Genomic DNA, 25971 nt, shown 5'->3' on the forward strand with positions numbered 1-25971 from the left:
CGGTCGATCCGGCGGGAAAGGGCGAAGTTCAAATCAGACTGCTCTCTGAACTGATCTCGGAATCGGGGGAACCCCGAAAGGTCCCCCGATGAAAAGACTCAGAAGAAATAACCGCCGGCCAGGTAGAAGCCGCCACCGCCCGCATTGCCCGCGACGATGTTCTGCAAACCCAAACCGAGGTTGAATCCACCTTTGCTTTGGTAGTCGAAGCCCGCGTTCGCGACGAGCAGAGTTCCCGATGCGCCGACGCCGTTCACGCTCAATCCCCCCTCGGGTCCCGAGTAGGTGTTCTGCGAGATCGAAAGTCCCGCCGTGGGGCGCATCGCCCAATCGGTGAAGAAGTATTCCGCGCCCAGACCGATGGTCGTCAGTTTCGCTTCGCTGACGGTCAGATTCTGTCCGTCGAAACCGAAACCGGTCGCCACCGACATTTCACCGTGACCGACGTTCACGCGGATCCGGTCATTCACGTTGTAAGCGACGTTGAAACCCAAAAGTTGCGGGAAAGGACGACCGATTGCGACGTAAGCTCCCATTTTGTTGTCTTCACGAGCCGACATCACGCTTTCACCCGAGACCGCCGCTTCGCTGATCGAAACCATTGCCGTCAGGGCCATAAATGCCATTACCATTTGCTTTTTCATTGCTGCTCTCCTCTTAAGTTTGTTTCTGAAGATCCTGTTCTTCAGCGAAGAAGACCTCTTCTTCTGAACTCAAGATACCGAGTGGCTTCCACTTGAAATATAAATTCGAATTGCAATTTCGGGGAAAGAACTATACCTGCGGTATAAGAAGCGAGGGATTATGGCGCAAACGACTCCGGTTTTCTACGCCCACACCTGTTATAAGGCCGCGCTCAAAGAGACGGTCAAAGACCTCAAGAAGAAACGGCCCACGCTGACGCTCGCGAAGATCGCCGAACGCCTGCCCGTACAGGCGACCTTTCTGTCCAAAGCGCTGAACGACGAAAAGGCGCACCTGAACGAAGACCATCTCTTCAAGATGGGCCAGATGCTGGAGCTTCTGCCGGAAGAAATCGACTACCTTTTCCTGCTGCGCTCACAAGCGGTGGCCACCAGCCCCGAGCGGCGCGAGTTCCTGCAGAAGCGCATCGAGAAAACGCGCAAAGAAAAAATCCTGAGCGTCGACAGCGAAAACCAAAGTAACGCCCGGCTCGCCGAAGAAATGTCCTATCTGCTGAACCCCTACTGCATGCTCGTTCACGTCGCGCTTTTCATCGAGGCTTACGAGAAAAATCCGCGCAAATTGATGACCCCGCTCGGCCTGACCGAAGCGAAACTCAAAGAGTATCTGCTGACGCTCGAAAAGAACGAATTCCTCGTGCTGGGCAAAGACCCGTTCCAGATCAAAGAGGTGAAAACCCGCTATCCGCACTACGGCCCGGACCATCCTTTGATGCGGCTCCATCAGCAGGTGGTGAAGACGCATCTGATCCAGCGCCTGGGCTCGACGAACGAGGCCGACAAGGAAAGCTTCTTCGTGACCTTCACGGGGGACGACGACACATTCCAGAAAGTCAAAAAAAGATTCCGCGAGTTCATGCAGGACGTGCAGAAGCTGAGCTTTGACGGGGACTCGCGGCACGTCTTCCAGATGAGTTTCGACTTCGCGAAGTATTTCTAGAACAAGGCGGCGCGGCGGCGATTGATTCGGGCGCCGCCCTTCAGGAGAACGGGGGCGTTCACTTTTCACCCACCGGAGGTCCTCCGTGATCCGCACTCTCGTCGCCGCATTGGCCTTGCCTCTTTTGCTCCTCGGTTGTTCGAATTCCGGCTCCTCGGGCCCCGCGCGTCCCGCGGCCAGCCCCGAAATGACCAAACAAGCCACGCACGCGCTCAGCTCCGTACAAAAGCTGTTCGAGATCAAGTCTTCGTCGTCGAAGACCTCGCCCCGCCCTTCCCCCCGCCACATCGCGTGGATGGCGCTGGATCCGATCTTCCCGCCCGGCACCGGCAACGACACGACTCCCGGCTCGACTCCCGGGACTTCCAAGCCGGCGAGCCCCGACAAAATCCGTTTGAACGCGGACAACTCGGCCCGCAACATCGAAAAAGTTTTGAGCCCGAACGATTGCGTCTTCGACCTGCCGATCGACAAAGACCCGGGCACCAGCGCTCCCCCGGCAAACGGCGCCCCCAGCATGGACGTCGACATCAAAGATATGCGCGCCTCGATCAGCGGACCGAACTGCCCGCTCGAAGCTTTGATCGAAATCAAAGGCGGCAAGGTCGGCAACAACATCCAGGCCACGATTCTGATGAACCTGACCGCGAAGACCCCCGCGATGCAACAAGAGCTGCGCGCGAAGACGATCAGTCTGCGCGGCACTATCTCGGGCACCATCGTCCAAGGAAATGACCAATCGGTCGCGGCCGATGTTCGCGGGACTCTGGGCGGACAAGGTGAACTGCTGACCGGCGAGGTCTTCAGCACCGCCATCAACTACGGCATGAAGATGAATATGACCATGCCCGACGAAAACTCGATGCCCACGCCCCCGAACAACGGCGGCACCGGCTTCGGTCCTTTGCCGCTCGATTTCTTCAACATGGAGATGTCGCAATCGCAGCGCTACGACTTCGGCGACTCGGCGACGACGCTCGCGATGTCGGCTTCGATGAAAGGCTTCTCGGAGTTCAAAGAAAGCTACTCGATCAACGGCCGCAACGCGACCCGCGCCGAATTCGAAGAGTACGCCTCGCAAATCGCCCTGCCCGGAATGCAAGAGCCCGGTCCCGGTCAAGATTCGACCCCCATCGGCCCCGGTCCCGGCGGCGATCGCCCCGTGATGTGCACACTGACCGCTTACGATGCGCGCGAGACCTCGCTCCGCTCGCTGGAGGACGCGATCCACAGCGGCACCGCGATCCGTGGCTTCCCGCTGCAAACCCTGCGCAGCTGTAAAGACAACGTCACCACCGAATTCAAAGATCCCACGATCGGCCAAGTGCGCATGTCCGTGCAACATTCGTTCGATTACGTCATCGGCGCCGTCAGCGTGAACGGACGTCCCCACGACCTATACCTTCCCCGCGACTACGAATCGAAAATCGCGGGCGAGAACGCCGGCGTGACCATGCTCTTCCAGTGCCAACCGGTGGTGCAATGCGGTCCTTGATCGCGCTGCTTTTCCTTTTCGCCTTTATCCCCGCGCAAGCGATCGAAATCATCGATCCGCGTGGGGAGCTGGAGCGGCTGAATGACCGCTTAGGACGCCCGACCTGGGAGTCCGCCATTCGCTGCGGGGAGCGCGTCGGTTTTTCCCGCAGCGTCCTTCGCTGTGAAGCCAAGTGCTCGGCCCATATGTGCGTGGACACTTGCACGGACGCGCCGCCCGAGGCGCGCGTCTTCGACCTTGCCGTCGAGGACTGCACCGAGGACTCCGCGGCGATTTACGGCACCAATAACTTCGCCGCCGAATTCACCCGCGCGGATTTCGAACGCTCGGGCAGCTGGCTCGTTCCGCTGCTGCAAAATTTCGAACACTTTCGTCGTCCCGTCACCAGCATCGAAATCCAGTCGGTTTTTCACCGCACGGTTTCGCTGATCGAAAACGGTCAGCTGCGCCAAGAGTCCGGCGTGTCCGTCAATATCGACGTCCGCACGAGCGCAAGCTCCATGGGACAACTGTACCAGATCGTCTTTCTTCGCCGCCCCACGCTTCTGGAAAGCCTTGTCTACGTCGGCGACATGCACACGGATTTTTACCTGAAGAAAAAAGGAGTCGCCGGTGTTCGCTAGGGTTTTACTTGTCCTGATGCTGGTTTGGACGTTCATCGCTGGCGCCGCCCCCGGCAAACGTGGGGGCTGGGTTTCTTCGGGTGGCGAAGTCTTTTTGTTCGATCGCAATCCGTGGTTCGTGAAGAACGTGAATCAAATCCGCTACTGTTTCGTCGTCGATACGACGAGCGTGACCACCACCCGCGACGAAGCCCACGCCCGCTTCACGGCGGCGCTCGATTTCTGGCGCGATGAAATGAAAGTCGCGCGGATGCAGGCCACCCCCGGGATCGTAGAACTCGCGACCCAACCTTGGATCGAAGAGGCCTGCAGCGACGATGTCGATTTAAAAATCAAAGTGGGCTACGGCACGCTCGATCAAGAAGAAATCGACTACCTGACCCGCACCGAAAGCGCCACGGGCGATATCGTCAAGCGTGTCGAAACCTATATCGGCGTCAGCATCCGCAAAAGCTACGACCTGGAAAAGATGCGCGGCCAAGGCACGATCTTTATCGCCTCCGATCGCGGTGCCCATGCCTACGAGAACAAAGGTCAGCTGATCTCGCAAGCCTGGCAGAACCCCAAACTTCTGCAGTACGCCTTCATGCACGAACTCGGTCACGTCTTTGGCGTTCCCCATACCGGCACGGGTCTGATGTCCGAGGTTTTCCTGGAGCAGGCGCTCAGCACTCGCTTGAGCTCGTTCTATCTGAAAAACCCGATCCAACCCTTCCTGGCGCCGCCACTCGATTTCGAGATCTGCACGTTCTCGGGAACTTTCAATCCGAAATTCTTCCGTCTGCAAGAGGATCACGCCTGCTTGGTCTTCCAGAAAGATCCGGCGCCCAGCGCGGGTCCCCGCTGGAAGGTCTTCGCGAAAAAATACGCGACCTCGACCCCGGTGGAAATCGGCGACGTGAATTTAGAAGTTTCGACCGCGAAAACGCTGGGTGCTAAACCTTCGGTCACCATCCAACTGCCGGAACAGCAGCAGGTGTTCTCGGTTGCGGATCGTGGATTCGCGTCGTTTTTGATCGGTGGGATTTCGAAAGAGATGGATTACGAAGGGGCTTTCCGCGCCACGGGATCTTTGAAACCTTATCCCTTGTTCGCGAGCCTGAAAACGGATTCGGTGACGTTCACCGCGGTCGTCGACGGGAAACCGCTTCCGGTTTTGGTGTACGTCCCGCCGACGCTCATGAAAATTCTGATCGGGCTCTAACTCACTTCCAGCCGATCACTTCATAGTCTTTACGTTTCAGACAGTTTTCGACGTAACGATTTTTGAGGTGATCTTCTTTCGAGACGCCGACCATTTTGTTGTCGACGTACGCACCCGACGCGCCGACGCCGGCGCCTAAAGCCGCTCCGCCGACCGCATTGCCCAGACCTTTGCCCGAGAACGCGCCGATGAGTCCACCGACCACGGCGCCGGTCGCGGCGCCCTTCACGACTTCTTTTTTCTGAATGTCGGCTTTGTGACGAGCCAGATATTTATCCGCGCGCGCCAGACATTCGTCGATATCCTGTTCCGCGCGGGCTTCACCCACACGGGCCATTTTCGCGTTATCGTCCAGGATGGGACGACCGGAAGCGCAACCCGCTAAAGCGAGTCCTAAGAGAGATAAAGCGATGACCGAAATGAACTTCTGGGGTGTCTGCATAGGGGGACCTCTTGGCCCTCTCTAAGGCAAGGCCGAGTCCCCAACGGCCCCTTGATATTTAAGGGCTTTTCCGTCCTTGCCGATAAAGCCCCTGTCAAATTGCTCGACAGCCCGTTGGGTTGTCGACAAGCTGTAGGAATGTCCCGGGAGCGAATGACGTGAAACTGAAATGGACCTTGATCGCCTTACAGGCCCTGCTTTTGGGAGGTTTCGCCTTCCATCACTGGCGCACGGGACATCAGGTGGACGCTTACGTCCAAGCCATCACGGCGTTCGAACAAGAACAGAAGCGCAATCCCGCCGAGGCCCCAACGGCTTGGCTCCGCAGTCCCCTGCTCGTGCAGATCCAGGATTTCGTGAAGGCCAATGGGCCGACCCACGAACAGGAAAATACCGCGCGCTTGCGGGAAAACCCCTGCTTCGAAAAACTCGTGGCCCGCTTTTACGCCCAGGTCCGTTTGCAGGATGTGAAATCCGCGCTGAACGAGCGCCTCCTCATGGCGAAAGCCGCGCAAACTCAAACGCTCGGTCCTAAAACCGATCCGCCGGAAGGTTGGCTGTGGAAGCTCGCGGTCGATCACGCCCGCGGCGATCACAATTTGGCGTTCGGCTTGATCGGTGTCTGCTCGCTTCCCGGCTCAAATATCTCTTGGACCGAAGAAGAGGGGCTTCTCCGCACCGAACGGGATGAAGTTCTCAAACAAGTGCAAGCCCTGTCCCGCGAAGTGGCCTCGAACGCGTCGGAAGCCGAAGAGATCGAGTTCATCGTGAAGTCGCATCTGGAAAAGCCCGTCTGCCCGGCCGCGAGTTCGAAAATGTACTGGCCGCGCAGCCTGGGTCCGAACTACGCGATCTCGGCGGCGGCGCTTTCGAAAGAAGAAGACCGCGACGCGCACTATGAAAATGTCGTCCACTCCGCTTTCAGCAGCTGCCTGCTTTACCAAAAAGGTATGCCCGGTCCCGTGATCGAAGAGCTGCAAGAGCGTCTGCGCGGACTGCAACGCGCGGAACGGATGTGCCACTTGCTGCAAACCGCGCACGTGCAAGCCGACACGCTGAAGATGGAAGATTTCGATTGGACGGGCGGATCCGTGCAATCGCTCTTGAAAACCCTCGTCAGCGATCCCCGGATGTGTGAGGGGGGCGCCACCGATTTTTCCCCCGAACTGCAACCGCTGGCTGACCGCCTTTGCCCCGTGATCCGCAACCAAGCGCCGACCACCAAAAATACGCGCGAGCTCCTGATCGCCTCGCAGCAAGCCTTCATCGACCTGGATACGGCGCTCTTCGTGCGGATGCACCCGCAATGGCGCCTGACTCCGAGCTGCGATACGGCCGACGGCCGCGGCCGTTTGGCGGGTCTACTAAATTCGGCGATGAACGTGCGTTGCCCCGGCGGCTGGAGCCCCGCGCGCTGCGTGCGGGTCATGAAAAATCTGGAGAGCTGGATGCGTGACGATCTTTACCAAGCGGATCAAGTCCGTGCGGGCCTCACCTTCAGCCGTCTGCACTGCGCGGGCATGGGCCCGGGCGTCTCGCCGCTCGCGAACGCCTGCAAAGTGGTCGAGAATCCTTAATTTCTTTTAGGCGCAACGGGTGCGGGCTTCGTCGTCGGCGGAAGCGCCTTCGCGGAGGGAACTCCCGCTTTCCGCGCGGCGGGATGGGGCGCTGCCGGACGGACCGGCGCCCCCATATTCAATCTTACGTCAAAGCCACTGGTTCCACGCTGCTGAAAATTCGAAGGCAACTTCGCGTTCACCCGGGCTTCGAAGTCCGGGCCGAAAATGCACTGCGCGGCCAGCTTCCGGCAACGCCTCACTTGCATATCGCTGAACAGGAACACCCGGCGCTCGTGACCGTTTTCGAGGATCAGAACCCCCGGATCGCCGATCGACACTTCGTAATTCCCGTCATCCCATGCCCGGCGTGAGGCCGCGGCGTCGCGCTCCGAAACCCGCTCTGGCAATTTCGGCTCTTCGACGGCCCGCGCGGATTCTTTTGCCCGCGGCGTGACGAATTCCGTTCCATCCGGCGAGACGTTCCGCATCGCCTCGTGAGGTGGACGGTCACGCTGAATATGGCGGTAAAGGATCGCGCCGATCACGACCACTCCGGCCAAAAGAATCAACTGCCAACCACGATCCGAGGTCATAGCGGCACCAGAAACGTCATCTCGGACGCGAAATAGTCTTGCGACGCCTTATTCTGCAGGCGGCTGGAAATGAAGCTCGGGACCACCATCGAAGCCGCCAACTGTTGGGGAGTCTCGAAGGGAATGAAGGTCCCGCCGGGAATGACCGACGCGCTTCCGCGCACGAGTCGGAGCGACTGGGTCGGCAACTTCAACTCGTGACTTACGGTGAACGGAGTGTCCGCGGACTTACGGTTCATCCGGCCCAGAACCACGCGCGAAGGCTCGTCCTTCACCAGCTCGACCCCGATGAAAACGACTTCCACGCGGCTCATCGTCCCGCCTTTATAGAAAACCACGAAGGGGCCTTCTTTCTTCAGCGGATCGTCCGGGCGAAAAGTTCCGAACGAGTCGAAGTCCAAAGTGATCTTACGATCTTCGATTTTCTTGACGAGCGCAAATCCCGCGCCCGCCACCGAGCTGAGGGCGACGACGTCCCCCACCTTGATGTGTTCGGGCTCGCGATCCACGTACACGTAAGGCTCGTCCTTATTCAGGCGGTACAAACCGGGATTACCTTTGAAATCCGGTGTACCCGAAAGATCGTCCCCGATCGTCAGCGATTCCCCGGCCATTTCACGAATGAAAATGAACGTGACGTCGTAAGCCTCGGGGTTGTCCGCGGGTTTGACGAAGGCGCCCTCGGAAATCACGTGTTCGCTGAAGGCAAGGCCCCCGCCGTAAGATCCGGCGTAAGGCAGAATATCGGTCGAATCCGATCGTTGAATGTTGAATTCGGCTAGAATCTCGTTGGAAAGATAGACTTCCGACGAAAACGCCGCCGAGGCCCAAGTGGCCACCTGCGCCCGCAAAACCTTACGGTCTTCATCGAACGATGTGATCGTCTGCACCGAAAAGTACCGATCCAAAACGATCAGGGTTCCATGAACGAACAAGAGCACGAAGAAGGCCCCCATGACCGTCACGACCAACTGCTCAACGATACCGAATCCGGATTCACGCGATTTCATGGGCGAAAGACCCTCCGGAAAAGGAAGACTTGTACGTCTTTGATTTCGCCGCCTTCTTTCTTCTTCAGAAAGACCGTGGCCGTCACTTCGATGTAGGAAACGTTCATCAGACGATGGCCAGTTTCGATGGGCACGAACTGCCACAGATCGGTCCCCGGCTTCATCATATTGAACTCGAACTGAATTTCCGACTGGTCGGCCGCGATCTCCGCGATACTTTGCGCTTTACGCAGTTCATTCGTAGGGGCGCGCCGATCGAAACCGAAGATTTTTTTGAATCCCTCATCGTTGAAACAGGAATTGTTGATTTTGGGATTGAACTCAACCTCCAAGGTCGACTCCGAGCAGTTCGTGCGCAAGAATTCGAGCAGTCCCCCCTCACGCACGATGATCTGATTGACGTGCCCGAGCGTGATCCCTTCGAAACCTTCCGCATCGAGCTGGCGGCGGTATTCACCCAAGTTATCTTGGATGTTCGCGATCCCGCCTAGAATCATGAACAGCGTGAAAAGAAAAGCCGCCGCGACGGCCACCAACTGGATCATTCTTTTTCCGCCCCGCACATGGCGATGACGTCGGCAGAATTTTCGGTCAACTCACTCATCCCGATATCCGACTGCATGATGTCTTCGCCGTAACGGTAGCGCGGGTCCCACGCCACGACGATACCTGTCTCGTGTTTGCCGCCGTAGTAAGTGCGGAACGCCTTCGTCGGATCGGCGTCGTAGTTCGGACGGTAGGGCCCGATCTTACTGACGAGCTGTCCGAAGAAATCGCGGCCCGAAATCCCGCCGTTGATTTGCACGGTCCGGTCATGGACCGTTTCCGCGACGTGCGCGATGAACTGATTCGAGAACAGATAACCGTCGACTTCCTTCACGCGGTTTTTCAAGAAGGCCTCGCGATCCAATCCTCCCGCATTCACTTTCCCTTCGAGGAATCGGGAATCGACGTAAATCCAGGGCTGACCGCCATCGTCGGAAGAAAATCCGATATGCAGATCCGCACCTTCGAAGTTGTACTTTTCCCGCGGCATTCCAGCGGGCGCGTTGTTCAGGAAATACATAAACTTGTTCGGCACTGGGCTACAGCCACTCGCCGCGCTCCGGTACGGAACCCGTATCAGCTGGCGAATACAGGTCCTCTCCATACTCGGCCAGGTCGTCACGTCCGGAAGCAAATCGCACTGGGTGACCGTCTCGACCCCCGGGATACTGGCCGGTCCTTCCCAGGCGTCAAGATCCGTACTGACGGCGAACTCGCCGGGGTTGCCGCCCGTGCACGAGGACGTCTCTCCCGCCACGTAGACGCCGATGTTGCAGCGGAAATGCAGGTAAGCTTCGGGGTGAGTGCCGCTATGGGGGGGTGTCAAAGGACTGAAGCGTAGCCCTTGGCTCTTCAGACGTTCGTCTCCGGCGGTCCCGAACAGCGCGGGCTCCGTATAATCGCCCCATCCCTTGTAGGAAGAGCGGGTGAAGAAGTTGTTTGCCCCGGCATCGTACACGATGCCCGTGGCGTCCCCGCCGTAGCAGACCGCGTCCGCGGGATTGATGTCCGCGGCCGTGATGTTGTTGGTCAGCGTGGAAATGTCATTGTAAGTCGGCAGAGGATTATGCGGAATGGGGCCTTTGGGGTCGCCCGGCTTCGCGCTGGCTTCATTCACGAAAGGCGCCTTCGCGCGCTGGATGCACAGATCCAGACTGCGTTTGATCATCTCACGGACCGTGGGCTTGTCGGCCGTAGCGATGGTCCCCGGATCGAGGGTGGCGGAGTTCGGATCATCGATGATGCGAAGTTCGTCATAGACGGCTTTGTTATCGCCGAAGGCCGTCAGAAATCCGGTCGCTTTGTCGATATCGCTCAACATTTGGTCCGAATTCATCTCCGAGACGAAGCCGCGGCTGAAATCCGACATACTTTTCAACGTCGCCGGATTCCGGTAAGGGATCCGCGTGTTCAAGAGGACATTGCGGCGCCCGCAGGCGTCGGGCTGGACGTATTTCGCGTAGTCCGCGGCATTGAACGTCACCGCCGCGAATTGGGTTTCGGTGATCCAAGGCTTCGTTTCCCCGGTTTTGCGATCGATCACGTTCAGCGGCAAGAACAGTTTCCAATACGCTTCCGGAATGAGGTAGTTCATCCAGATCCGGTAAGCCTCGTATTTGTCCTCGACGGTCATCAACCACTCTCGCGTGGGCACTTCGATCTGCACGAAGCGTTCGTTCGATACGAAATTGTCGCTCCCGTCTTTCTGCCGGCAGGCGACCTCGACGTTCTCCCAGGGCAAAGTGAAGCAGATCTTCGTGCCGATCCGGTGCGCCTGCGACATCACGCCCGTCGCGCGGTGGACGTAGAGCTCTTCCCAATATTTCGCGATGTTTTGGGCGTCGGAGATGATCGAACTTTCGTTCCCGATCGAAGGGTCGATGAATGTCTTGCCGGCGACGTCCACGTACTTTCCCTCGAAGGGGAAAGGGTTCCCCATGATCAGATTGTTCGTGGCCAGCAGCAAGAGCTGATCCTTCGACCAAATTTCTTCGGCGATTTCACGTTCGACCGTGGGGTTCGTGATCTGCGCCAAACGTTCGACGTTCGCAAGGTTCGTCCGGTCGAAGATGTCGGCACGGTCGCTCGCGACTAGATTATCCGCGATGTAAATGTTCCGACCCGCGATCAATGCCGAAGGGCAAGGTTCGTCTTTGTCGTTCTTCGAACGGTATTTCCCCATGACGACGATATCGCCCGTCACGAAGACACGACCGCAAATCCGGAAAGGTTGGTCCCGCCCGTCGATGACCATGTTCCCGTCGATGACCGTCAAGCCCGTATCCTTGTTCGGTCCGAGTTCGTTGATCGTCTCGGGCCCCTCGGTCCACGTTTTCCCGTAGGGAATCCACTTGATCGCGCCGACCTTTTCGGTGACCAGAGTTCCGCGGGCCAAAAGCCGCGCCATCTCGGGATTGAATTTCGGCAGCGACCGCGAACGGGTGTTCGGATTCCAGGGAATCTCGGGACCGTCGTAATGGCTGGCCGTTCCCTCCAGGGCAAAGCCCCACCAGCGGAAAGTCGGCCACGGCACCCAACGGGTCAGGTTGATCGTTCCCGTGTCGAAAGCCTGGGGCTTGAAGAACGAGTCCGTCATCATCTCGGACATCGGCATCGTGCGGAACTCCCTCTGGGGGCCCGTGTTTTGGGTGCCCCATCGGCCCACGTCGAAACCGTCCAGCTCCGTCCCGTCGTCCTTTCCGTAGGGCCAACCACTTTCCGTGATGACGGGCTGGTTCACCTCTTTGGCGCTGAGCCAGTTGCCGTAGATCCGGCTCCCCATCCACTGGTTGCTCCAATCGCGCTGGCCGAACTCCGCGACGTTCCCGTAGACCTCACCCGGCATGAGAACGTTATAAAGTTTGTTGCCCGTGATCGCGTTCAAGAAGCCCGCTTTCACGCTGAGGCGCACACGGACCCGTTTCGGCAAACGCGTATCGACTTCTTCCATCCCCGGCTGTTTCACGGGGCAGACCGCAAGGTCCACGTAGCCGGTCGGATCCCGCGGCAGGGAAGACGAAAAGGCCTTCACCCGGTATTCATGTTCCCCCACGAAGAGCTTGCGGAATTCGGTCAATTGTTTCGCCGCATTCGCCGCCGCGATCGAGGGCTTGAAGATCACCGATTTTTGATCCGCTTCGGGGTTCGAAGGATTTTTGGCGTTCACGATCGACGAGACGCCCTTTTCCAGATCGATCGCGGTGATCGATTCACGGCGCATCAGCTCCTGCACCTGCACGGCCAGAAGTTGCTCGAGGAAAATTTCTTGATTCACGTTCTTCGACGAACGCGAAAGCAGGACCTGCGCCGCGACGGATTTCTGCGCGCGATCGGCGACACCGAAGAAATAAATTTGCAAGCCGCCCAAGAGGCCAATAATGACCAACACAAAAGGCATGCAGCAACCCCCCGCCCACGAAGTTTTGAAAAACCCGTGAACAGGATTAGCTTATCGAAACGACTGGAAGTTTGACAGATCTTCCCATTTCCGTACGGACCGGAGTCTCGATCAGAGACAAAGGGTGGCGATCTTAGGTTACGACGACCACTTGAGCGCCGAGACGAGCTCTTTCAACTGGCCTAGGTTACCGACGTAGTCCGTCTCGTCCTGGCGAAGCACCAAGAAGATGTTCGCAAACTTGTTCTGGGTGTGGAAAGCGGCCAAGTTCAGCGCGATCCCCGCCCGCGAAATCTTCGCTTCGCGGAAGTTCCACTGCTGCTTCGGTCCCACGTTTTGCTGCTCGCTCAGGACGTAAGACTTCGGCGCCTGCATTCCCTGCGGGACGAAGGTCAGGTCGACCCAACGCCAGGTGCTGGCGGGAAGGCGAGCGGCCCCGCGTTTCAAGGGCATCATCGTCACGTAAATGGAAATGACCCGGTTCTCGGATAACTTGCGTTCCAGTAAACCTTTGACCTCGAAGGGCAGGTTCTCGAAACGACGTTCGACTTCGGGGATCTCGCGGTAAGTCCAACCGTCCGGCACTTTACCGAGCGGAAACTTCGCGGAGTCATCCGACGCGAAAACCGCGGCGGTAAATCCCGTGATCAGAAAAAGGATGGCGAAAAATCGCGACATCAATTCACACCGTTCGTGGCGTTGGGCAGCTCCGCGAACTGCAAGGGAGCGTGACGGTTATGCGAGTCTTGTTGCGAAGAGAACGAATGGCTACCGATGCTCAAGCCGTTGTTACCGCGAGGGGTGATCGCGCCGTAACCCGGAAGCGACCACACGCCGCCCGAGCAGCAGAGGTTGCCGTACTTCTTCGCACCGTTCACGATCACGAAAAACGGACCCGAACCGGGATCGCGAAACTCGACCTTGTAGCCGAAGGGTCCGTACCACGTCTTGTTCCGCAGACGACTGACTTGCGAGCGCAGCGCCGAGGGCGAACAACGCCCGCCCGCTTCGGGATGGCTTTCGAGATCTTTATAGCTCGAGGCACATTGCCCGCCGCCAGGCGAGTTCGAACGCGCATAAGAGGTCGACATATAACTTGCGACGACCAGCCCCGCGACGATCAGGAGTTTTTGTCCCGTAGTCCGTGCTTTCATCGCTTTTTCACCAACTTGCGTCTTCATGCGTACCTCGCTCAGATGTGATTTCAAATTGCACATCGGAGGCCACGCCGAATTTCGCTGAACGCGCGTATAACCCCTGTCCAGTGTCCCATGGGGTCGACGGGCGTGATACGCCGTCAAGCGCCGTGCAGGCACCCATCAAAATCTTAGACAGGGCGAGAGTCGTACCGTTTCGGGAATAAAAAAAGCCCAGTGACAAGGAGGGGGCCGAGTCACTGAGCCATGCCCATTATTGAAGACTCAAGCTTGGGCGCACCTGAGACCGAATTTTGAAACCTAACCTAGCGCCGTTCGTTCGGCGTGCCGAACTCCATCCCGAAGCACTCTTTGGTTCCGATCCATTCGAGGATCGTGACCTTGAAGCGCACGCCGGGAGCTTCGCGATCCGTCGCCAAGAAACCGCGGGGCGGTTCGGCGGCCATACGGACTTTGAAGCGACGTTCGCCGTTCGAAGCCAACCGGAAGGTCAGCTCCATCACGGGAGCGCCTTGAGGTTCGTTGATCTGGGCGCCCGCTCCGACGACACGCATGGCGTGAACGACCAGAGTGTCGCCGCGCAGATAATCCGACAGCTGCGGGCACTCGACCCGAATCGATTCCTCGATCGCCTCGCGCATTTCAGGACGAAGCAGTCCGGCCACATCGTCCCACTCGATCATGGTCGAGCCGCGTTCGACTCCGTTCCCGGCGAAGCTCGTCGCTCCGATCACCAGAAACAAAACGCCGAAGCAGAGGGGAAGGAAGAACGACTTCATCATGCGCATGCCGCCGACTTAATCAAGCCGTTGGTCCAGCACAACTCTCATGTTTAGCGACACTCGCCCGATAAGAGACTTATGGATTTCGCGCACACCTTACGACTGCTACGTAAGCGCGCCGGGCACGACAAGGCCCGGGGTTTTCATTCGTATTTGAGCGAGCAAGGTGTCGAGATCAACTACGCCTACTACATGAAGATGGAATCGGGCCAAGTGTTGCCTTCCCACAAGGTGGTTGAACAAATTTCAAAGAGCCTGCCGGACGAAGACGGCGCGGCCCTCGTGCTCGCTTACTGCCGGTCGCAGTTTCCGTCGTCGCGACATTTGTTCCCCGCTCCCGAGAATGCCCCGCAACTCAAAGAGGCGAAACGCGAAGCCGCCAGCGTGGTCGCGGGCCCGGATCGCGGACGTGAGCTGAACCGGCGTCAAGTCCACATGCTCGCGCGTTCGAAGACTCACTACCATTTGTTCCTGACCGCGACCCTCGCGCGCAAGCCGCTCGCCGTGGAGGAACTCAAACGGGTTTTCAACTGGAAGCATCTGCAACCCGCCATTCAAGAGCTCGAAGCGGCCAAGGTCGTGCGTCTTCTTCCCGAAGGGCTCAAAACCTATTCGACCGAGCATCAGTTCCCTTCCGCCACGGATTTTCCGGAACTGAAGCCCCTCTACCGTCAGTTCGACGAGTGGGATGAAAGCTTCGCCGAAGATTTCGAATTCGATTCGCGTCTGGATAAGATGCTCATTCGTCGTATTTCTCCGCGCTACTTGAACGTGATCGAAAAATCCCTCGACACGGTGTTGAGCCTGGTGCGCGCCTCCGATGAGCTCGAAGACAAACACAACGAGGATCTGATCCAGATCCGTCTGTCGCTGAAGTCCGGGCGCCTTCCGGGATAGAAGGTTGTCAAATCCGCGGACCGCGATTAGGCTTCCGGCTCATGAAAACCTCCGTTCGCATTTTGTTGAGTTTCTCGGCGATGGCCGCAATGACTTTGGCCGTGACCTCGTGCAGTCTTCTGGAGCTCGCCGTGAAACGCCCGGAAGTGAAGCTCGATCAGGTACGGGTCACCAATCCCGGTCTGCGCGACTCGACTTTGATGTTCGACCTCAATGTCACAAATCCCAATCCGACCACGCTGAAAGTGGACGGCATCGACTACAAACTCGTGCTGAATGGAAAACAGTTCGCCGAAGGCGTCTACGACCAAGTCACGGAGCTTCCCGGAGAGCAGACGGTGAAGGTCTCGCTGCCGATCAAAGTGGAATACGCCCGCGTTTTCGATTCGCTGATGAGCGCGCTGCAAAAGCCGGAATCGCAGTACATGCTGCAAGGCTCGGCGCGCTTGGGGATTTTCACGATTCCGTTTAGTAAAGACGGAACCATCAAATGGCAGGGCGAGTAGTTCACTCGCCCCTTCTCTGATTACATGGTCTGATTCGGATTGACGGGAACCTCGGGCGTCGCCGTCGGCGACAGCTGTTCGGGAGTCGGCGCTCGTTCGTTCAACTTGTCGATGGCTTGTTGGCCGCCGACTTTCTGTAAACGATCCGGACACTCGTACTGCTTGTCCAAACGCGCGTTGAAGAACATCCCCGATTTGTCGAAACGCCACGGCGGATAGGGATAGAACGTCGCGGTCACGCAGTTCCCGGGACGGGTTGCGGCCCACTGACGGTTATCCGTTTCGGCCGTGATGATTTCGCCATCATCTTGACGAACCGAGATCGAAAACGACAGCAGCTGGCGGCTCATGTCGCCCGCGTTTTGCGCCGACTGCATCAGCGCCACGTTGAGCTGGGTGTTTTGCACCTGTTGGAGAACCCCATCGACCTTCTTCGAGAAGATGTAGGGATACCACTGCACCACACCGTAGCCGACGATCACGATCACGATCGCGCCCACGAACATTTTGATAAAACGACCGATGGCCCGCATCGCGTTCTGACTTCCGTCCTTCACGCCCACGTTACGCCGCCGGAGTCTTCGGACCCGCGCCCGAACGCAAACGATTGATGCCTTTCACCAACATGAAGACCGCAAAAGCGATGATCGTGAAAGTGATCAGGGTCGTGATGAAGTTTCCGTAGTTGATGGTGACCGCGCCGGCTTTCTGCGCGTCCGCGACGGTCAGGTAAGGCGCGGGAGTCGTGCCTTCCTTGATGAGCAAAAACAAGTTCTTGAAATCGACGCCACCGATCAGCAAACCAATAGGAGGCATGATCATGTCGGAAACGACCGAGTTGACGATCTTACCGAACTCCGCCCCGATGATCAGACCCACCGCCATATCGATGACGTTTCCCTTAACCGCGAACTCGCGAAACTCTTGAACGATTCCCATTGAATGCCTCCGTTTTAAACGACCTTTCGAACTAGCGGAGAAAAGGGCCGAAATCCAGGGCTAACCCTACAGATCCCTTGGAGTTTTGTGGCGCATCAAGGTTTGCACTTCACGGCACTGTGGCCTACCTCCACAGCAGCTTAATGCTAACTGAGGAGTTACGAATGAATTTCCGTCTTTTGCCTGTCGCATGTGCATTCCTTCTGTCCGCGGGTCACGCGTGGGCGCAAGATTCGAAACAAGGTTGGTCCAACGAAGCCGAACTCGCTTTGGTGACCACCTCGGGAAATACCGAAACTGAATCCTATTCGGGAAAACAGAAAACCACTTACGTTCAAGATCTGAACTCTTACGTTTTGAGCGGTCGTTATCTGCAAACGAAAACCGCGGGCGTCGAGACCGCGAAATCGTGGGACGCTTCGGGTCGTTACGAACGTTCGGTCAGCACGAACTGGAGCGCCTTCCTGCAGTACGGGGCAGAAGCCGATCCTTACGCGGGTTACATCCAACGGGACAACGCCGATATCGGTGGCAAGTACTTCATCTTCAAAGAAGACACCCTGAATCTCTTCACCGAGGCCGGTTATCGTTCGACGAACACGCAGTTCGCCGGCGCGCCCGCCGCGACTCCCCCGGTTCCCGGAACGGTCACTCGCGAAAACTTCGGTCGTCTGTACGTCGAGTACGCTCAGCAACTCAACGAGACCCTCTCGGTGAAATACTGGGTCGAGTACCTGCCCAACTTCACGAGCTCGAACGCTTACTTCGTGAACACCGAGCCCTCGGCGACCGTCATGTTGTCGTCGATCTTCTCGTTGAAAACCGCATACCTGATCAAGTACCGCAACGAAGTCATCCCCGGCGCCCAGTACGCCGATAAGACCTTCACCACTTCGATCGTCGCGAAATTCTAATTTCGCGCTTACAGACCAGTCGCGAAATTCTAATTTCGCCGCCGGAATCAAGGCCCCCACGCGGGGGCCTTTTTTATTTCTCCTTCACGAGACTTTCGTTCCCCTTCTTGGACGACTTCGTGGATACTGTCCGCGTGAAACAAAATGCGCACGACAAGTTGAAGTCTTGGCTGACCGCCCATGGATACGCATACGCCCAAGCGGTGACGCCGCTGGATCGGTTGCTCCTGAGCTTAAGGATCGTCGACTACCCCTTCATGTTCAGATCCGTTTGGCACCTGTTCTGGTGTCTGTCTCTGCAGTTCACGTTGATCTCTAGCCTACTCGTCATCACCGCCTGCCGGATTTTCCCTGGGGCCTGGATTTGGGAACTGATTCCCGCGCCGATCCTGCTTTTGTGCCTGGCGGTTCAGATGTGTTTCGGCCTGATGGCGTTTTGGATTTACCCCCAGTTCAAAGAGCAGGGGATTCCGGAACGCGCCTTCTTCGAACGCGAATAAACTCTACTTCACGCCGAAGTCGATGTGGCGCAGGATTTCGATGGTGGTGTCGCGCTGGCGCGGCCCCCCGGGTGCTTTTTGCGGCTTTAGATCTTTGGCATGACCCGCGAAAATATAGTCGCGTTCGCCTTTGCGCACGACTCCCACGAACCAACCGAACATCGGTGCCGATTCTTTCAGGCACGTATGACCACGGACGCAACCGGTTCCGGTTTTGCCCCAGAGTTCGAAGCCGAGACCTTTCGCCACCTCGATCTTCATCACCGCCCGTGTCTGCTCGGCGGCTTTCTTCGAAACTTTCAGTTCGTGCCGCCAAAGGCGTTTGAGAAAGTCGATTTGCTCGCGCGCGGAAATTTGTAAAGTCGAAGAGACCCACGCGTCCTTGAGTCCTCCACCGAAGTCCTCATTCCCGTATTTGAAATCTTGGAGGTACGTCCCGATCTTCGCCCTTCCGATTTGCGGCATCAGCCACTCGGTCACCCACTTCGCCGAAGCGCTCATGAAGCTCAACGGCGTGAGATCTTGATCGATTTCGGCGCGACCGCGTTTCACCCCGTCCCAGGGAATGACTTGTCGCTCGTCCTTGAAGACGCCCTCGTTGAACGCCATCAGCGAAGCGGGAATTTTGAACGTCGAGTACGGAGACCGCCGCTCATCGCAAAGCGCGACATTGTGCTCGGTCACTTGCCGATTCGTTTGCAGCTCAACCAGCAGGAAGCAAGCGTCACGGTCCTGAAAAAGGCGTTGGTAGTCCGGGCGAGCCCCCGCGGTCTTCGCGCACAATCCCAGCAGCGCGGGGAAGACGATAAAACTCATAAAACATCGGTTCATCCCGATAGAGTTCACGTTCGCGGTGAATTTGGCTAGCGTTTGTTCCGCGATGCCGTGAGACTGAAATCCACGCAGGAGGTGACAATGTCGCAAGAAAGCCAAGAAGTGACCGCGCTACGCGAATTCTACGCGGCCCTCAGTCGCAATGACATCGACGCCACCTGCGCATTTTTGGATCCGCAGATCTACCGCGTCGAATTCGAAGGGGCCCCAAACTCGGGAACCTATCGCGGCCTCGAGGCGCTCCGCGAGCACATCGCGAGCGGTCGAAGCACATGGGCCGAAGGCGCCTGCAAGCCCGAAGTCTTCCACACCACAGGCGACAAAATCCTGGTGGACGTTCACGTCCACGTGCGCCTGCACGGCAACGAAAAATGGATCGACGGCCGCGTCGTGGACGGCTTCCGATTCGTCAACGGCAAGATCACGGAGTTCCACTCCTTTACGACCGCCGAAAAAGCCCAGGCATGGGCGGGAACTCCGACGAGCGCTACTTCTTCGGAGTGATGGATTTCACCGGACTCACTTTTTTGCGCGGTTTTTCCTCACGCGTTTTTTTGTCCTCGACGTTTTTGATGTAACCGTTTTCGGCGGCCCAGTTCGCGATGTGGAGCTTCGCCAAGACGTGATCCCGCAGTTCGACTTGTAGCCACTGTTGAAACTCGGCGTCCCGCTTTCCGGCGTGCAACGCATCCAGCGCACGAAGGCCCAAACCCGCATCAAGGCGATGACGCTCGAGCAGGCTCAGAAGCTCCATTTCCTTTTTGGTGGGTTCGAAGTGGGTCTGCGGATTCTCGGTCTTCATCGTCGACGGAGTCGACGCCTCGGGCGGGCTCGGTGACGCCGCCGTCGCTTCCGCCACGGCGGGCGCTTCGATTGGCGCGGCGGTCACGTCCGACGTCTTCGCCGCTCTGGCAGTACCCGTCGCGGCGACTTCGGACGCGGCAGGGCCTGCGGCGGGCTGGATGCCCACGCGTAGACCGTAGCCCAAGGCCGCGATGAGCAGGATCACGGCCGAAAGAACAAGGGCATTTCGTTTGTTCATCAGAAGGGCACGGATTGCACGTCGATGACGTCGCTCGCGGCGCCCGAGTTGTCCCAGATGTCGTGAATGGAGGTCGCCATGACGTATTCCCCGAGCGCGACATCTTGCTCAAGAATTTGCAACGTGGTCGTCGAAGGCGAGATCGCGATCGGCGTTTGGCGCACGAGCAGCGGCGAACCTCCGGCGGAATACGTGCGACGGATGACCGGCGTAAACGTCGCGCCGCCCGCTTGGGCGAAATAGCGCACGGGCACCGATCCCACTTGCCCGTTCGTGTCGACGATCATGACATTGTTTGCGTCGTCCTCGTCCGGCGACATCAGCAGGAACGCCAAATACTCGGTCGCGCCGTCCTGCAAGAAGCCGCGGATGCGGTAAAATCCGCCGATGGGTGAACCGTCGGGCTTCAGGCCCGGAATCATCGAGAACTCGACCGCGACGGGGCTCGTGGTCGTACCGTTCGAAACGACGATCCGTTTTCCGTCCCACGGGAATTGGTAAGTGTCGCCATTGTTCACGAAACCGTGCCCCACGACGCCCAGGTATTCCGTGAAGGCCGGTGAGGTGCGCGAATACAAATAAACCATCGCCTGATCGGCGTCGGCATCCACCACCGTGAACTCGACGGTCGGCGGATTGCCGGTCGTGGCCACCGGGTTGTCGACCGTCGTCGTCACCGTGGGCGGCGTGTGATCCGCCTCCGCATTTTCGCGGATCTTGTCCAGAACGCTCGACCAGTTCGTCGCGTTCTTCCATTGAAAGCCGTTGTACATCGCTCGACGGTAGTTGTTCCACGCCTCGCCGATGCCGCCTTCGATGGAAAGACCGATCTGCACGCCGTCTCGGTGCGTACCGAGAGTGCTCGCCATGATCGCATCGCCGAGATCGCGCAACACTTCATCCGCCGCGGCGGCGACGTTGGCGTCGCCCGCGACTTTCAGCATACGCAGGAAGTGTCCGGCGTCGCGGTAGCTCGACGGCCGACCGTAAGTGCCGCCCGTCCCGTACGTGGGATTCGAGTGGGTCAACTGCTGGGTGATGCGACCGATACCGAGCGCGCCGCCGACCAAGGCGGAAGTGAGCTTCGCCGTCGACGCCGCCACTTTATCCAGCTTCGCGGTTTCAAGGCCCATCTGCGTGCGCAAATAGAGTTCGGGCACCGAAGCCGTGCGGTGGTGCGCGTCCCAGCCCGCGATGATCTCGGGAGCCAAGGTCTTCACGTCCGCCGTCGGACGCGCGACGAAGCTGTTCAGCGCCGCGGTGTAATCCCAACCGGGTCCGAAATCGATTTCCGCGCTCGCGAAGAAATACTGGGCCAGATCCTTCAATTCGAACGCGACCTCCAGGTTGCCCATCAAGCAGGTGTCGAAGGCCAGGAAGTCGAATTTGCTCTGACGGATTTTCCGAGCAACGTGGTGACCGCGCTTTTCACGTCGGCGACGGTCATCGAGGTCGGACGCACGGTTCCGTTTTGCGTATCGCCGCCGTAACCGCCGTCCCAGGCACCGCCGTGATCCCACAGCACCAGGCCGCGTCTTTTCGACGGGAACTGGTTGAAGGCCTTCTGCGCCAGATCGACCATCACGTTCACGTCGTCGAAGTTCTGCTCGGGATAAGTCGCGATCACCCGCGACTGTCCACCACCGAGAATTTCGTAAACGACGGTGCCGTCCGGATAATTTCCGGTCGTTCCCGGAATGTCCTGTGACGAGTCGTAATCGATCGCGGCGATCACGCGCACTTGGGAGGAAAGATTCGCGGCTTCCATCTCGCGCAAATCGATCAGCATCGAATTCGACAAATTGTGATCCGCGTGACCGTAGACGAAGATCGTCCACTCCGCACGCTCCTGCGAAGGCAAACTGGATTCACGCGTGCACGCTCCCGTGAAGAGCGCTAACGAAAGAAAAAAGACTCCAAAAATCCCACGCGGGAATGTGCGCATGCCGCCTCCAATGCGATGTCGTTCGGTCCGCTCATTCTAGCGTGTGCGTGGAGTTTTTCATTCGACGGCGGTGACTTCTGGTCTTCCGCTCAGGAGTGATTCAAGGTGTCACGAATTAAGAAACCCAAAAGAAGAAGGAAGCTCCAAATCTTGATCGCAAATTTGAATATAAAAATGAGGGATCGTGACGCCCGGGCAACTTCCGCGATGGGCCCGAGAAGTGCAAATCACCCAACTCAAGCTCCTCAAAGACTCTCAGTCGTCGAAATGGGGTTGCTGCCGGTCCGAAAACCGGAGAGCTCGCCAATAGATACTGAAAATCAGGTATTTAGAAGGGTCTCCGGCGCCGTAGTACAACGAGGACGAGGAGGTGATATGAGCGAAAAAGCAAGAGTACCCAAAAAAGGAGCCGGAAGACGGCTGGCGGAAAGACTCAAGGAGTTAGGCCAGCAGCCGCCCCCCGAGGAGCTGGTTAACAAAATCAACCGAGAGGACAAAAAGAAAGTGGCCTCTCCGGTTCGCCCCGTGTCGAAGGACTTGGATGCGCAATGAAGATTATGAAAAGCCTGGAAGACCTGTCTCGGCATTTTGATGAATTGGGCGAGCAGCCCAAATGCCTCGCCGATACGGGCTTTCTTTATGCGCTCGCTTACGATGATGACCGGCTTTTCAATCAGGCGAATGATCTGCTCGACTTGCTTTCCGATCACGACGTCTCGCTCTACGCAAACGTCATCAGTCGAATGGAATTTGTTGATTTGATTTTCCGTAAGCAAGTGACCCAAGGTTGCATCCGGCTTTTCGGCACGCTCAAGAAGGAGTCCCGGGATCCGTCGATTTTCAATCTGCTCAAAGATATTCGCGATCAGGACACCGCGGCCCGACGGCAGCAGCAGTCTTACAAAATTGACGAGCGCCGCCTCAAGAAACTGCGGAAACACTTAGACCAAGCCTACGACATCGAAGATTGGAAAGAGTTCTGCAAAAAATTTGTCGGCTCGATGCTCGTCAATGAATGGACGATGATCGAAGAAGACCTCGGTCTCAATTTTATCGAGACAATGGAGGGTCGTATTTCCGATTTATTTGACACGCCTTTACGATGGACGGACATGGTCAACCTCATGGGCGAACATGGGCTTCGGGGGCCAGATGCGATGATCGTGAATCTGTTTTCCAAAAGCAAATTTCCAATCTTCATCACAACCGACAGCGATTTCGAGTCATGCTTTTCGGATCAACGGGTTTCCGCGGCTTCCGACAAAGTGATTTATCTTTTGTGATCGGCGTAGGTATTACGCCAAGTCGAGCGCACTCGAAAACACCATGAGAAGAATGATATTTCTGAAAATCTTGGTTCGAAGACTTGAAACTTGGTGCCCGAAAGAGGACTTGAACCTCCACACCCTTGCGAGTACTAGAACCTGAATCTAGCGCGTCTACCAGTTCCGCCATCCGGGCAATTGGATGCTTCTGAAGAGCGGTGAGAGTGCCGCCCCCCGAACCCGTTGTCAAGGGTCTGAAATCCGCCTCAGGGCGAAAAAAACCAGGTCAATTCGTGCTTATTTTGGAAGAGGTGCACGAGTTGCGAGCGCGGCACCTGCGCGAACTTCATCAGGGTTTCGTAGTCGGTCTCGCCCTGGAATTTAATCGTGCAGAGCATCTTGGGCGGTCGCGGAAGCGCCAGCCAAGGCTGCACCCAGTCCCAGAGCTTCTCGGGATAACAAATGACATCCGAAAAGACCCAGTCCATCTCGGGTAAACGCCCGGGATTCCACTGAAAGCCGTCGCCCTTTTCGAAGTGAACGAGCGGATCTTTCATGAGCGCGGGGGCCAGCTCCGCCCGATCCGTTGCCCAAACTTCCGCCTCCAAAGAACGGAGGACCGTGGTCCAACCGCCCGGGCTCGCCCCCAGCTCGAAACATTTTGCCTTCGGAATCGGCAGTTCGCCAAAACGGTGGAAGGACTCCCAAAGCTTCAGGTAAGCCCGCGATGGGGCCGTCTTGTCCTCGTTAAACACCGGGCCGTCGAGCGGCAAACGCGGCCGGACCGCGCCCGACCACGCCAGGTGATTTTCGTCGAGCATCAAAAATCCGCCAAAACTTTCCGTGGGCGCAAGCGACTCGCGGAAATCGCGCCAAACTTTCGGATAACCGCGGAGCTTCTCTTGAATGAGTTCGGCGCGGCGGTGCGCTGCGAGCGAGGCCGAAACGTAGCGACGCGGGCTCTGTCCGTCGTCCAGAAACTTGGCGGCCTGCCCAATCGAATCGAATTTCAGAAGCTGCAGATGATGCCAAGTCGAACGCGCCCACGCGAGCGTCAGCGGCGCCTCACGCGAAGGGGAGCGCACGATCAAGTTGCCGTCGAACTCTCCCCAAACTTCATCCTCGGGAGAGCGTCGCTTGTCGAACTCTTCACGCAGATCGCGCGCGAAATCCGGAACCGCCCAGAAGAGCGTGATATTTCCGTCGGCGGCGGCCAAGACCCGTGTTAGCATTTCGGATATGCGGTTGCTCACTCAAGCACAGTCCCAAGAGCTCGATCGACGGTCAATGACCGAGTTCGGACTCACGAGCGAAGAGCTGATGGACGCCGCCGCCGAAGCGGTGAAACGAGCGGTTTTGGAAAATTCCACGGAGTCCGTGGAAAAATCGCTCTTCCTGATCGGCCCCGGCAACAACGGCGCGGACGGCTGGCTCGCGCTGGCCAAAATCGGCAAAGCCCTCGCCGGTCGCGGACTCGAACCCAATTTCAGCGTCTACTGTCCGCAAGAAGGCCAAAGCGAAATCTGGCACACGCAAAAACGCCGCGCCGAAAGCGTCGGTTTCACCGCGATCACCGAGCAAGATATCTGGAGCCGCGAATGGCATACCGGGGTCATCGTCGACGCGGTCTACGGCACGGGACTGACCCGCGACATTCCCGAAATGTGGGTGAAAACTTTCCGTCGCCTGCGGCGCGCCCGCGCGCTTTGCATTTCCGTCGATGTTCCCAGCGGTCTGGACGCGGATCGTGGCATCCCGCGCGGCTTCGCTTTTCGCGCGCAACTGACCGTCACTTTCGGCGCCGCCAAACCGGGACTACTTTTGATGGAAGGCCCCGCCCACGCCGGTAAAGTGCGTATCGCGCCCCTTCTGTACCCGAAAGAGCTTATCCGTGAGGTCGCCGCAACCCACTCCGCTTTCGGCCAACGTCGCGCCGAACACGCCTTACCCGCGCGACCGCTGACGGGGCACAAAGGAAATTTCGGCAATGTCGTGTTGATTTGCGGAAGCCAGCGTTTTCGCGGCGCCGGGATCCTGGCCGCCGAGGCCGCGCTCCGGGTCGGCACCGGATACACTTACGTCGTCGCGGACGAAGACGTTTATCCCGACATGCTCAAACTCCCCGAGGCCATTTACCTCGCGCACGATGATCTCTTCACGCGTGAGTTCGATGTGGAGAAATCGGTTTTTGTCGTGGGCCCCGGACTGACCGATTCGGCGTTCATCGCCAAAGTCATCCATTGGCTGAGCGAAAGAAACGCGCCGAAAGTGATCCTCGACGCCGAGGCGCTCAACACCTTACCGGTCGTCGAGATCGCCCGCCCGCTTCCGTCGGGTTGGGTTCTGACTCCGCATCCGGGCGAGCTGTCCCGCCTGACCTCGCAAAGCGCGGTCGCGATCAATGAAGACCGCTGCAAAGCCGCGCGCATTGCCCAAAATCGCTGGGGCGGCGTCGTCGTCTTGAAGGGCTTCCGCACCGTGATCGCGAACGAGTCGGGACATCTTTCAATTTTACTATCGGGAAATTCGGCGCTCGCCAAAGCCGGATCCGGCGACGTGCTCGCGGGATTACTCGCGGGTTTGTACGCGCAGATGAATTCGGCCGCCGAAGCCGCGGGGCTGGCTTCCTACGTGCACGGCCGCATCGCCAGTCAACACGTTCGTCGAGGTGGCGATC

General features: G+C 58.0%; 29 protein-coding genes and 1 tRNA gene. 13 read left to right on the forward strand and 17 right to left on the reverse strand.

Annotated elements, in window-relative coordinates; translation table 11 throughout:
- Positions 1-98: 98 nt before the first annotated feature.
- Positions 99-644: a hypothetical protein gene (locus KF767_12615; protein ID MBX3018727.1), complete on the reverse strand. Its 546-nt coding sequence runs from the start codon at positions 642-644 to the stop codon at positions 99-101.
- Positions 645-804: 160 nt separating this feature from the next.
- On the opposite strand from KF767_12615, the gene KF767_12620 reads away from it, so the two are divergent.
- The 4 genes from KF767_12620 to KF767_12635 all read left to right on the forward strand — a co-directional run bounded on the left by KF767_12620 (position 805) and on the right by KF767_12635 (position 4966).
- The gene (locus KF767_12620) at positions 805-1644 is read left to right on the forward strand and encodes a DUF4423 domain-containing protein (protein MBX3018728.1); all 840 of its coding nucleotides are present in this window, start codon (positions 805-807) and stop codon (positions 1642-1644) included.
- 85 nt (positions 1645-1729) lie between these two features.
- Positions 1730-3139 (forward strand): hypothetical protein, encoded by a 1410-nt coding sequence (locus tag KF767_12625; GenBank protein ID MBX3018729.1) that lies wholly within the window; start codon positions 1730-1732, stop codon positions 3137-3139.
- On the forward strand, positions 3127-3762 hold the full coding sequence (locus KF767_12630) for a hypothetical protein (GenBank protein MBX3018730.1): 636 nt from the start codon (positions 3127-3129) through the stop codon (positions 3760-3762). The genes KF767_12625 and KF767_12630 overlap by 13 nt, the downstream gene beginning before the upstream one ends.
- 16 nt (positions 3763-3778) lie before the next feature.
- A complete protein-coding gene (locus KF767_12635; GenBank protein ID MBX3018731.1) occupies positions 3779-4966 on the forward strand; it encodes a hypothetical protein in 1188 nt (395 codons plus the stop codon).
- A gap of 1 nt (position 4967) precedes the next feature.
- On the opposite strand, the gene KF767_12640 is transcribed toward KF767_12635, so the two are convergent.
- The gene (locus KF767_12640) at positions 4968-5408 is read right to left on the reverse strand and encodes a hypothetical protein (GenBank protein MBX3018732.1); all 441 of its coding nucleotides are present in this window, start codon (positions 5406-5408) and stop codon (positions 4968-4970) included.
- Positions 5409-5566: 158 nt separating this feature from the next.
- Here KF767_12640 and KF767_12645 point away from each other — a divergent pair, with 158 nt between their 5' ends.
- Complete coding sequence (locus tag KF767_12645) at positions 5567-6985, forward strand: hypothetical protein (GenBank protein ID MBX3018733.1); 1419 nt, start codon at positions 5567-5569, stop codon at positions 6983-6985.
- On the opposite strand, the gene KF767_12650 is transcribed toward KF767_12645, so the two are convergent.
- From KF767_12650 to KF767_12680, 7 genes are all read right to left on the reverse strand, one after another.
- The gene (locus KF767_12650) at positions 6982-7560 is read right to left on the reverse strand and encodes a hypothetical protein (GenBank protein ID MBX3018734.1); all 579 of its coding nucleotides are present in this window, start codon (positions 7558-7560) and stop codon (positions 6982-6984) included. The genes KF767_12645 and KF767_12650 overlap by 4 nt on opposite strands.
- Entirely contained in the window at positions 7557-8570 is a 1014-nt protein-coding gene (locus KF767_12655; protein ID MBX3018735.1) for a hypothetical protein, read from the reverse strand. Before KF767_12655 ends, KF767_12650 begins: the two co-directional genes overlap by 4 nt.
- Positions 8567-9115 carry a hypothetical protein gene (locus KF767_12660; GenBank protein ID MBX3018736.1) on the reverse strand — a complete coding sequence of 183 codons (549 nt, stop codon included), beginning with the start codon at positions 9113-9115 and terminating at the stop codon, positions 8567-8569. Before KF767_12660 ends, KF767_12655 begins: the two co-directional genes overlap by 4 nt.
- Positions 9112-12513: a hypothetical protein gene (locus KF767_12665; protein MBX3018737.1), complete on the reverse strand. Its 3402-nt coding sequence runs from the start codon at positions 12511-12513 to the stop codon at positions 9112-9114. Before KF767_12665 ends, KF767_12660 begins: the two co-directional genes overlap by 4 nt.
- Before the next feature lie 138 nt (positions 12514-12651).
- The gene (locus KF767_12670; GenBank protein MBX3018738.1) at positions 12652-13191 is read right to left on the reverse strand and encodes a hypothetical protein; all 540 of its coding nucleotides are present in this window, start codon (positions 13189-13191) and stop codon (positions 12652-12654) included.
- Entirely contained in the window at positions 13191-13694 is a 504-nt protein-coding gene (locus KF767_12675; GenBank protein ID MBX3018739.1) for a hypothetical protein, read from the reverse strand. Before KF767_12675 ends, KF767_12670 begins: the two co-directional genes overlap by 1 nt.
- Positions 13695-13975: 281 nt before the next feature.
- Complete coding sequence (locus KF767_12680) at positions 13976-14458, reverse strand: hypothetical protein (protein MBX3018740.1); 483 nt, start codon at positions 14456-14458, stop codon at positions 13976-13978.
- A 72-nt stretch (positions 14459-14530) separates the two neighbouring features.
- Here KF767_12680 and KF767_12685 point away from each other — a divergent pair, with 72 nt between their 5' ends.
- Both KF767_12685 and KF767_12690 read left to right on the forward strand, forming a co-directional pair.
- Positions 14531-15349, forward strand: coding sequence for a hypothetical protein (locus tag KF767_12685; GenBank protein ID MBX3018741.1), 819 nt, complete (start codon positions 14531-14533; stop codon positions 15347-15349).
- 41 nt (positions 15350-15390) lie between these two features.
- On the forward strand, positions 15391-15855 hold the full coding sequence (locus KF767_12690) for an LEA type 2 family protein (GenBank protein MBX3018742.1): 465 nt from the start codon (positions 15391-15393) through the stop codon (positions 15853-15855).
- 20 nt (positions 15856-15875) lie between these two features.
- On the opposite strand, the gene KF767_12695 is transcribed toward KF767_12690, so the two are convergent.
- Together KF767_12695 and mscL are read right to left on the reverse strand one after the other, a co-directional pair.
- Positions 15876-16412: a hypothetical protein gene (locus tag KF767_12695; GenBank protein ID MBX3018743.1), complete on the reverse strand. Its 537-nt coding sequence runs from the start codon at positions 16410-16412 to the stop codon at positions 15876-15878.
- A gap of 7 nt (positions 16413-16419) precedes the next feature.
- Positions 16420-16794, reverse strand: coding sequence for a large-conductance mechanosensitive channel protein MscL (gene mscL, locus KF767_12700; GenBank protein ID MBX3018744.1), 375 nt, complete (start codon positions 16792-16794; stop codon positions 16420-16422).
- Positions 16795-16958: 164 nt separating this feature from the next.
- Here mscL and KF767_12705 point away from each other — a divergent pair, with 164 nt between their 5' ends.
- Both KF767_12705 and KF767_12710 read left to right on the forward strand, forming a co-directional pair.
- A complete protein-coding gene (locus KF767_12705; GenBank protein MBX3018745.1) occupies positions 16959-17708 on the forward strand; it encodes a DUF481 domain-containing protein in 750 nt (249 codons plus the stop codon).
- Positions 17709-17842: 134 nt separating this feature from the next.
- A complete protein-coding gene (locus KF767_12710; protein MBX3018746.1) occupies positions 17843-18208 on the forward strand; it encodes a hypothetical protein in 366 nt (121 codons plus the stop codon).
- A 3-nt stretch (positions 18209-18211) separates the two neighbouring features.
- Here KF767_12710 and KF767_12715 read toward each other — a convergent pair whose 3' ends face one another.
- On the reverse strand, positions 18212-19024 hold the full coding sequence (locus KF767_12715; protein ID MBX3018747.1) for a class D beta-lactamase: 813 nt from the start codon (positions 19022-19024) through the stop codon (positions 18212-18214).
- A 99-nt stretch (positions 19025-19123) separates the two neighbouring features.
- Here KF767_12715 and KF767_12720 point away from each other — a divergent pair, with 99 nt between their 5' ends.
- Entirely contained in the window at positions 19124-19546 is a 423-nt protein-coding gene (locus KF767_12720; GenBank protein MBX3018748.1) for a nuclear transport factor 2 family protein, read from the forward strand.
- On the opposite strand, the gene KF767_12725 is transcribed toward KF767_12720, so the two are convergent.
- Genes KF767_12725 through KF767_12735 form a run of 3 tightly spaced genes read right to left on the reverse strand, consistent with a single transcriptional unit; the run spans position 19530 to position 22029 of the window.
- A complete protein-coding gene (locus KF767_12725; GenBank protein ID MBX3018749.1) occupies positions 19530-20084 on the reverse strand; it encodes a hypothetical protein in 555 nt (184 codons plus the stop codon). The two genes, KF767_12720 and KF767_12725, sit on opposite strands and share 17 nt — an antisense overlap.
- The gene (locus KF767_12730) at positions 20084-21442 is read right to left on the reverse strand and encodes a hypothetical protein (protein MBX3018750.1); all 1359 of its coding nucleotides are present in this window, start codon (positions 21440-21442) and stop codon (positions 20084-20086) included. Before KF767_12730 ends, KF767_12725 begins: the two co-directional genes overlap by 1 nt.
- Positions 21439-22029 (reverse strand): hypothetical protein, encoded by a 591-nt coding sequence (locus tag KF767_12735; protein ID MBX3018751.1) that lies wholly within the window; start codon positions 22027-22029, stop codon positions 21439-21441. Before KF767_12735 ends, KF767_12730 begins: the two co-directional genes overlap by 4 nt.
- Before the next feature lie 375 nt (positions 22030-22404).
- Here KF767_12735 and KF767_12740 point away from each other — a divergent pair, with 375 nt between their 5' ends.
- Both KF767_12740 and KF767_12745 read left to right on the forward strand, forming a co-directional pair.
- The gene (locus tag KF767_12740; protein ID MBX3018752.1) at positions 22405-22581 is read left to right on the forward strand and encodes a hypothetical protein; all 177 of its coding nucleotides are present in this window, start codon (positions 22405-22407) and stop codon (positions 22579-22581) included.
- The gene (locus KF767_12745) at positions 22578-23312 is read left to right on the forward strand and encodes a hypothetical protein (protein MBX3018753.1); all 735 of its coding nucleotides are present in this window, start codon (positions 22578-22580) and stop codon (positions 23310-23312) included. The genes KF767_12740 and KF767_12745 overlap by 4 nt, the downstream gene beginning before the upstream one ends.
- Positions 23313-23403: 91 nt before the next feature.
- Here KF767_12745 and KF767_12750 read toward each other — a convergent pair.
- Both KF767_12750 and KF767_12755 read right to left on the reverse strand, forming a co-directional pair.
- Positions 23404-23490 (reverse strand) — tRNA-Leu (locus KF767_12750).
- 70 nt (positions 23491-23560) lie between these two features.
- Positions 23561-24526, reverse strand: coding sequence for a hypothetical protein (locus KF767_12755; protein ID MBX3018754.1), 966 nt, complete (start codon positions 24524-24526; stop codon positions 23561-23563).
- Positions 24527-24533: 7 nt separating this feature from the next.
- Between KF767_12755 and KF767_12760 the strand changes: the two genes are divergently transcribed.
- Positions 24534-25971, forward strand: a 1438-nt coding sequence (locus tag KF767_12760) for an NAD(P)H-hydrate dehydratase (GenBank protein MBX3018755.1), incomplete at its 3' end; no start/stop codon positions are given.

Source organism: Pseudobdellovibrionaceae bacterium (assembly GCA_019637875.1).
Taxonomy (GTDB): domain Bacteria; phylum Bdellovibrionota; class Bdellovibrionia; order Bdellovibrionales; family Bdellovibrionaceae; genus JAHBUW01.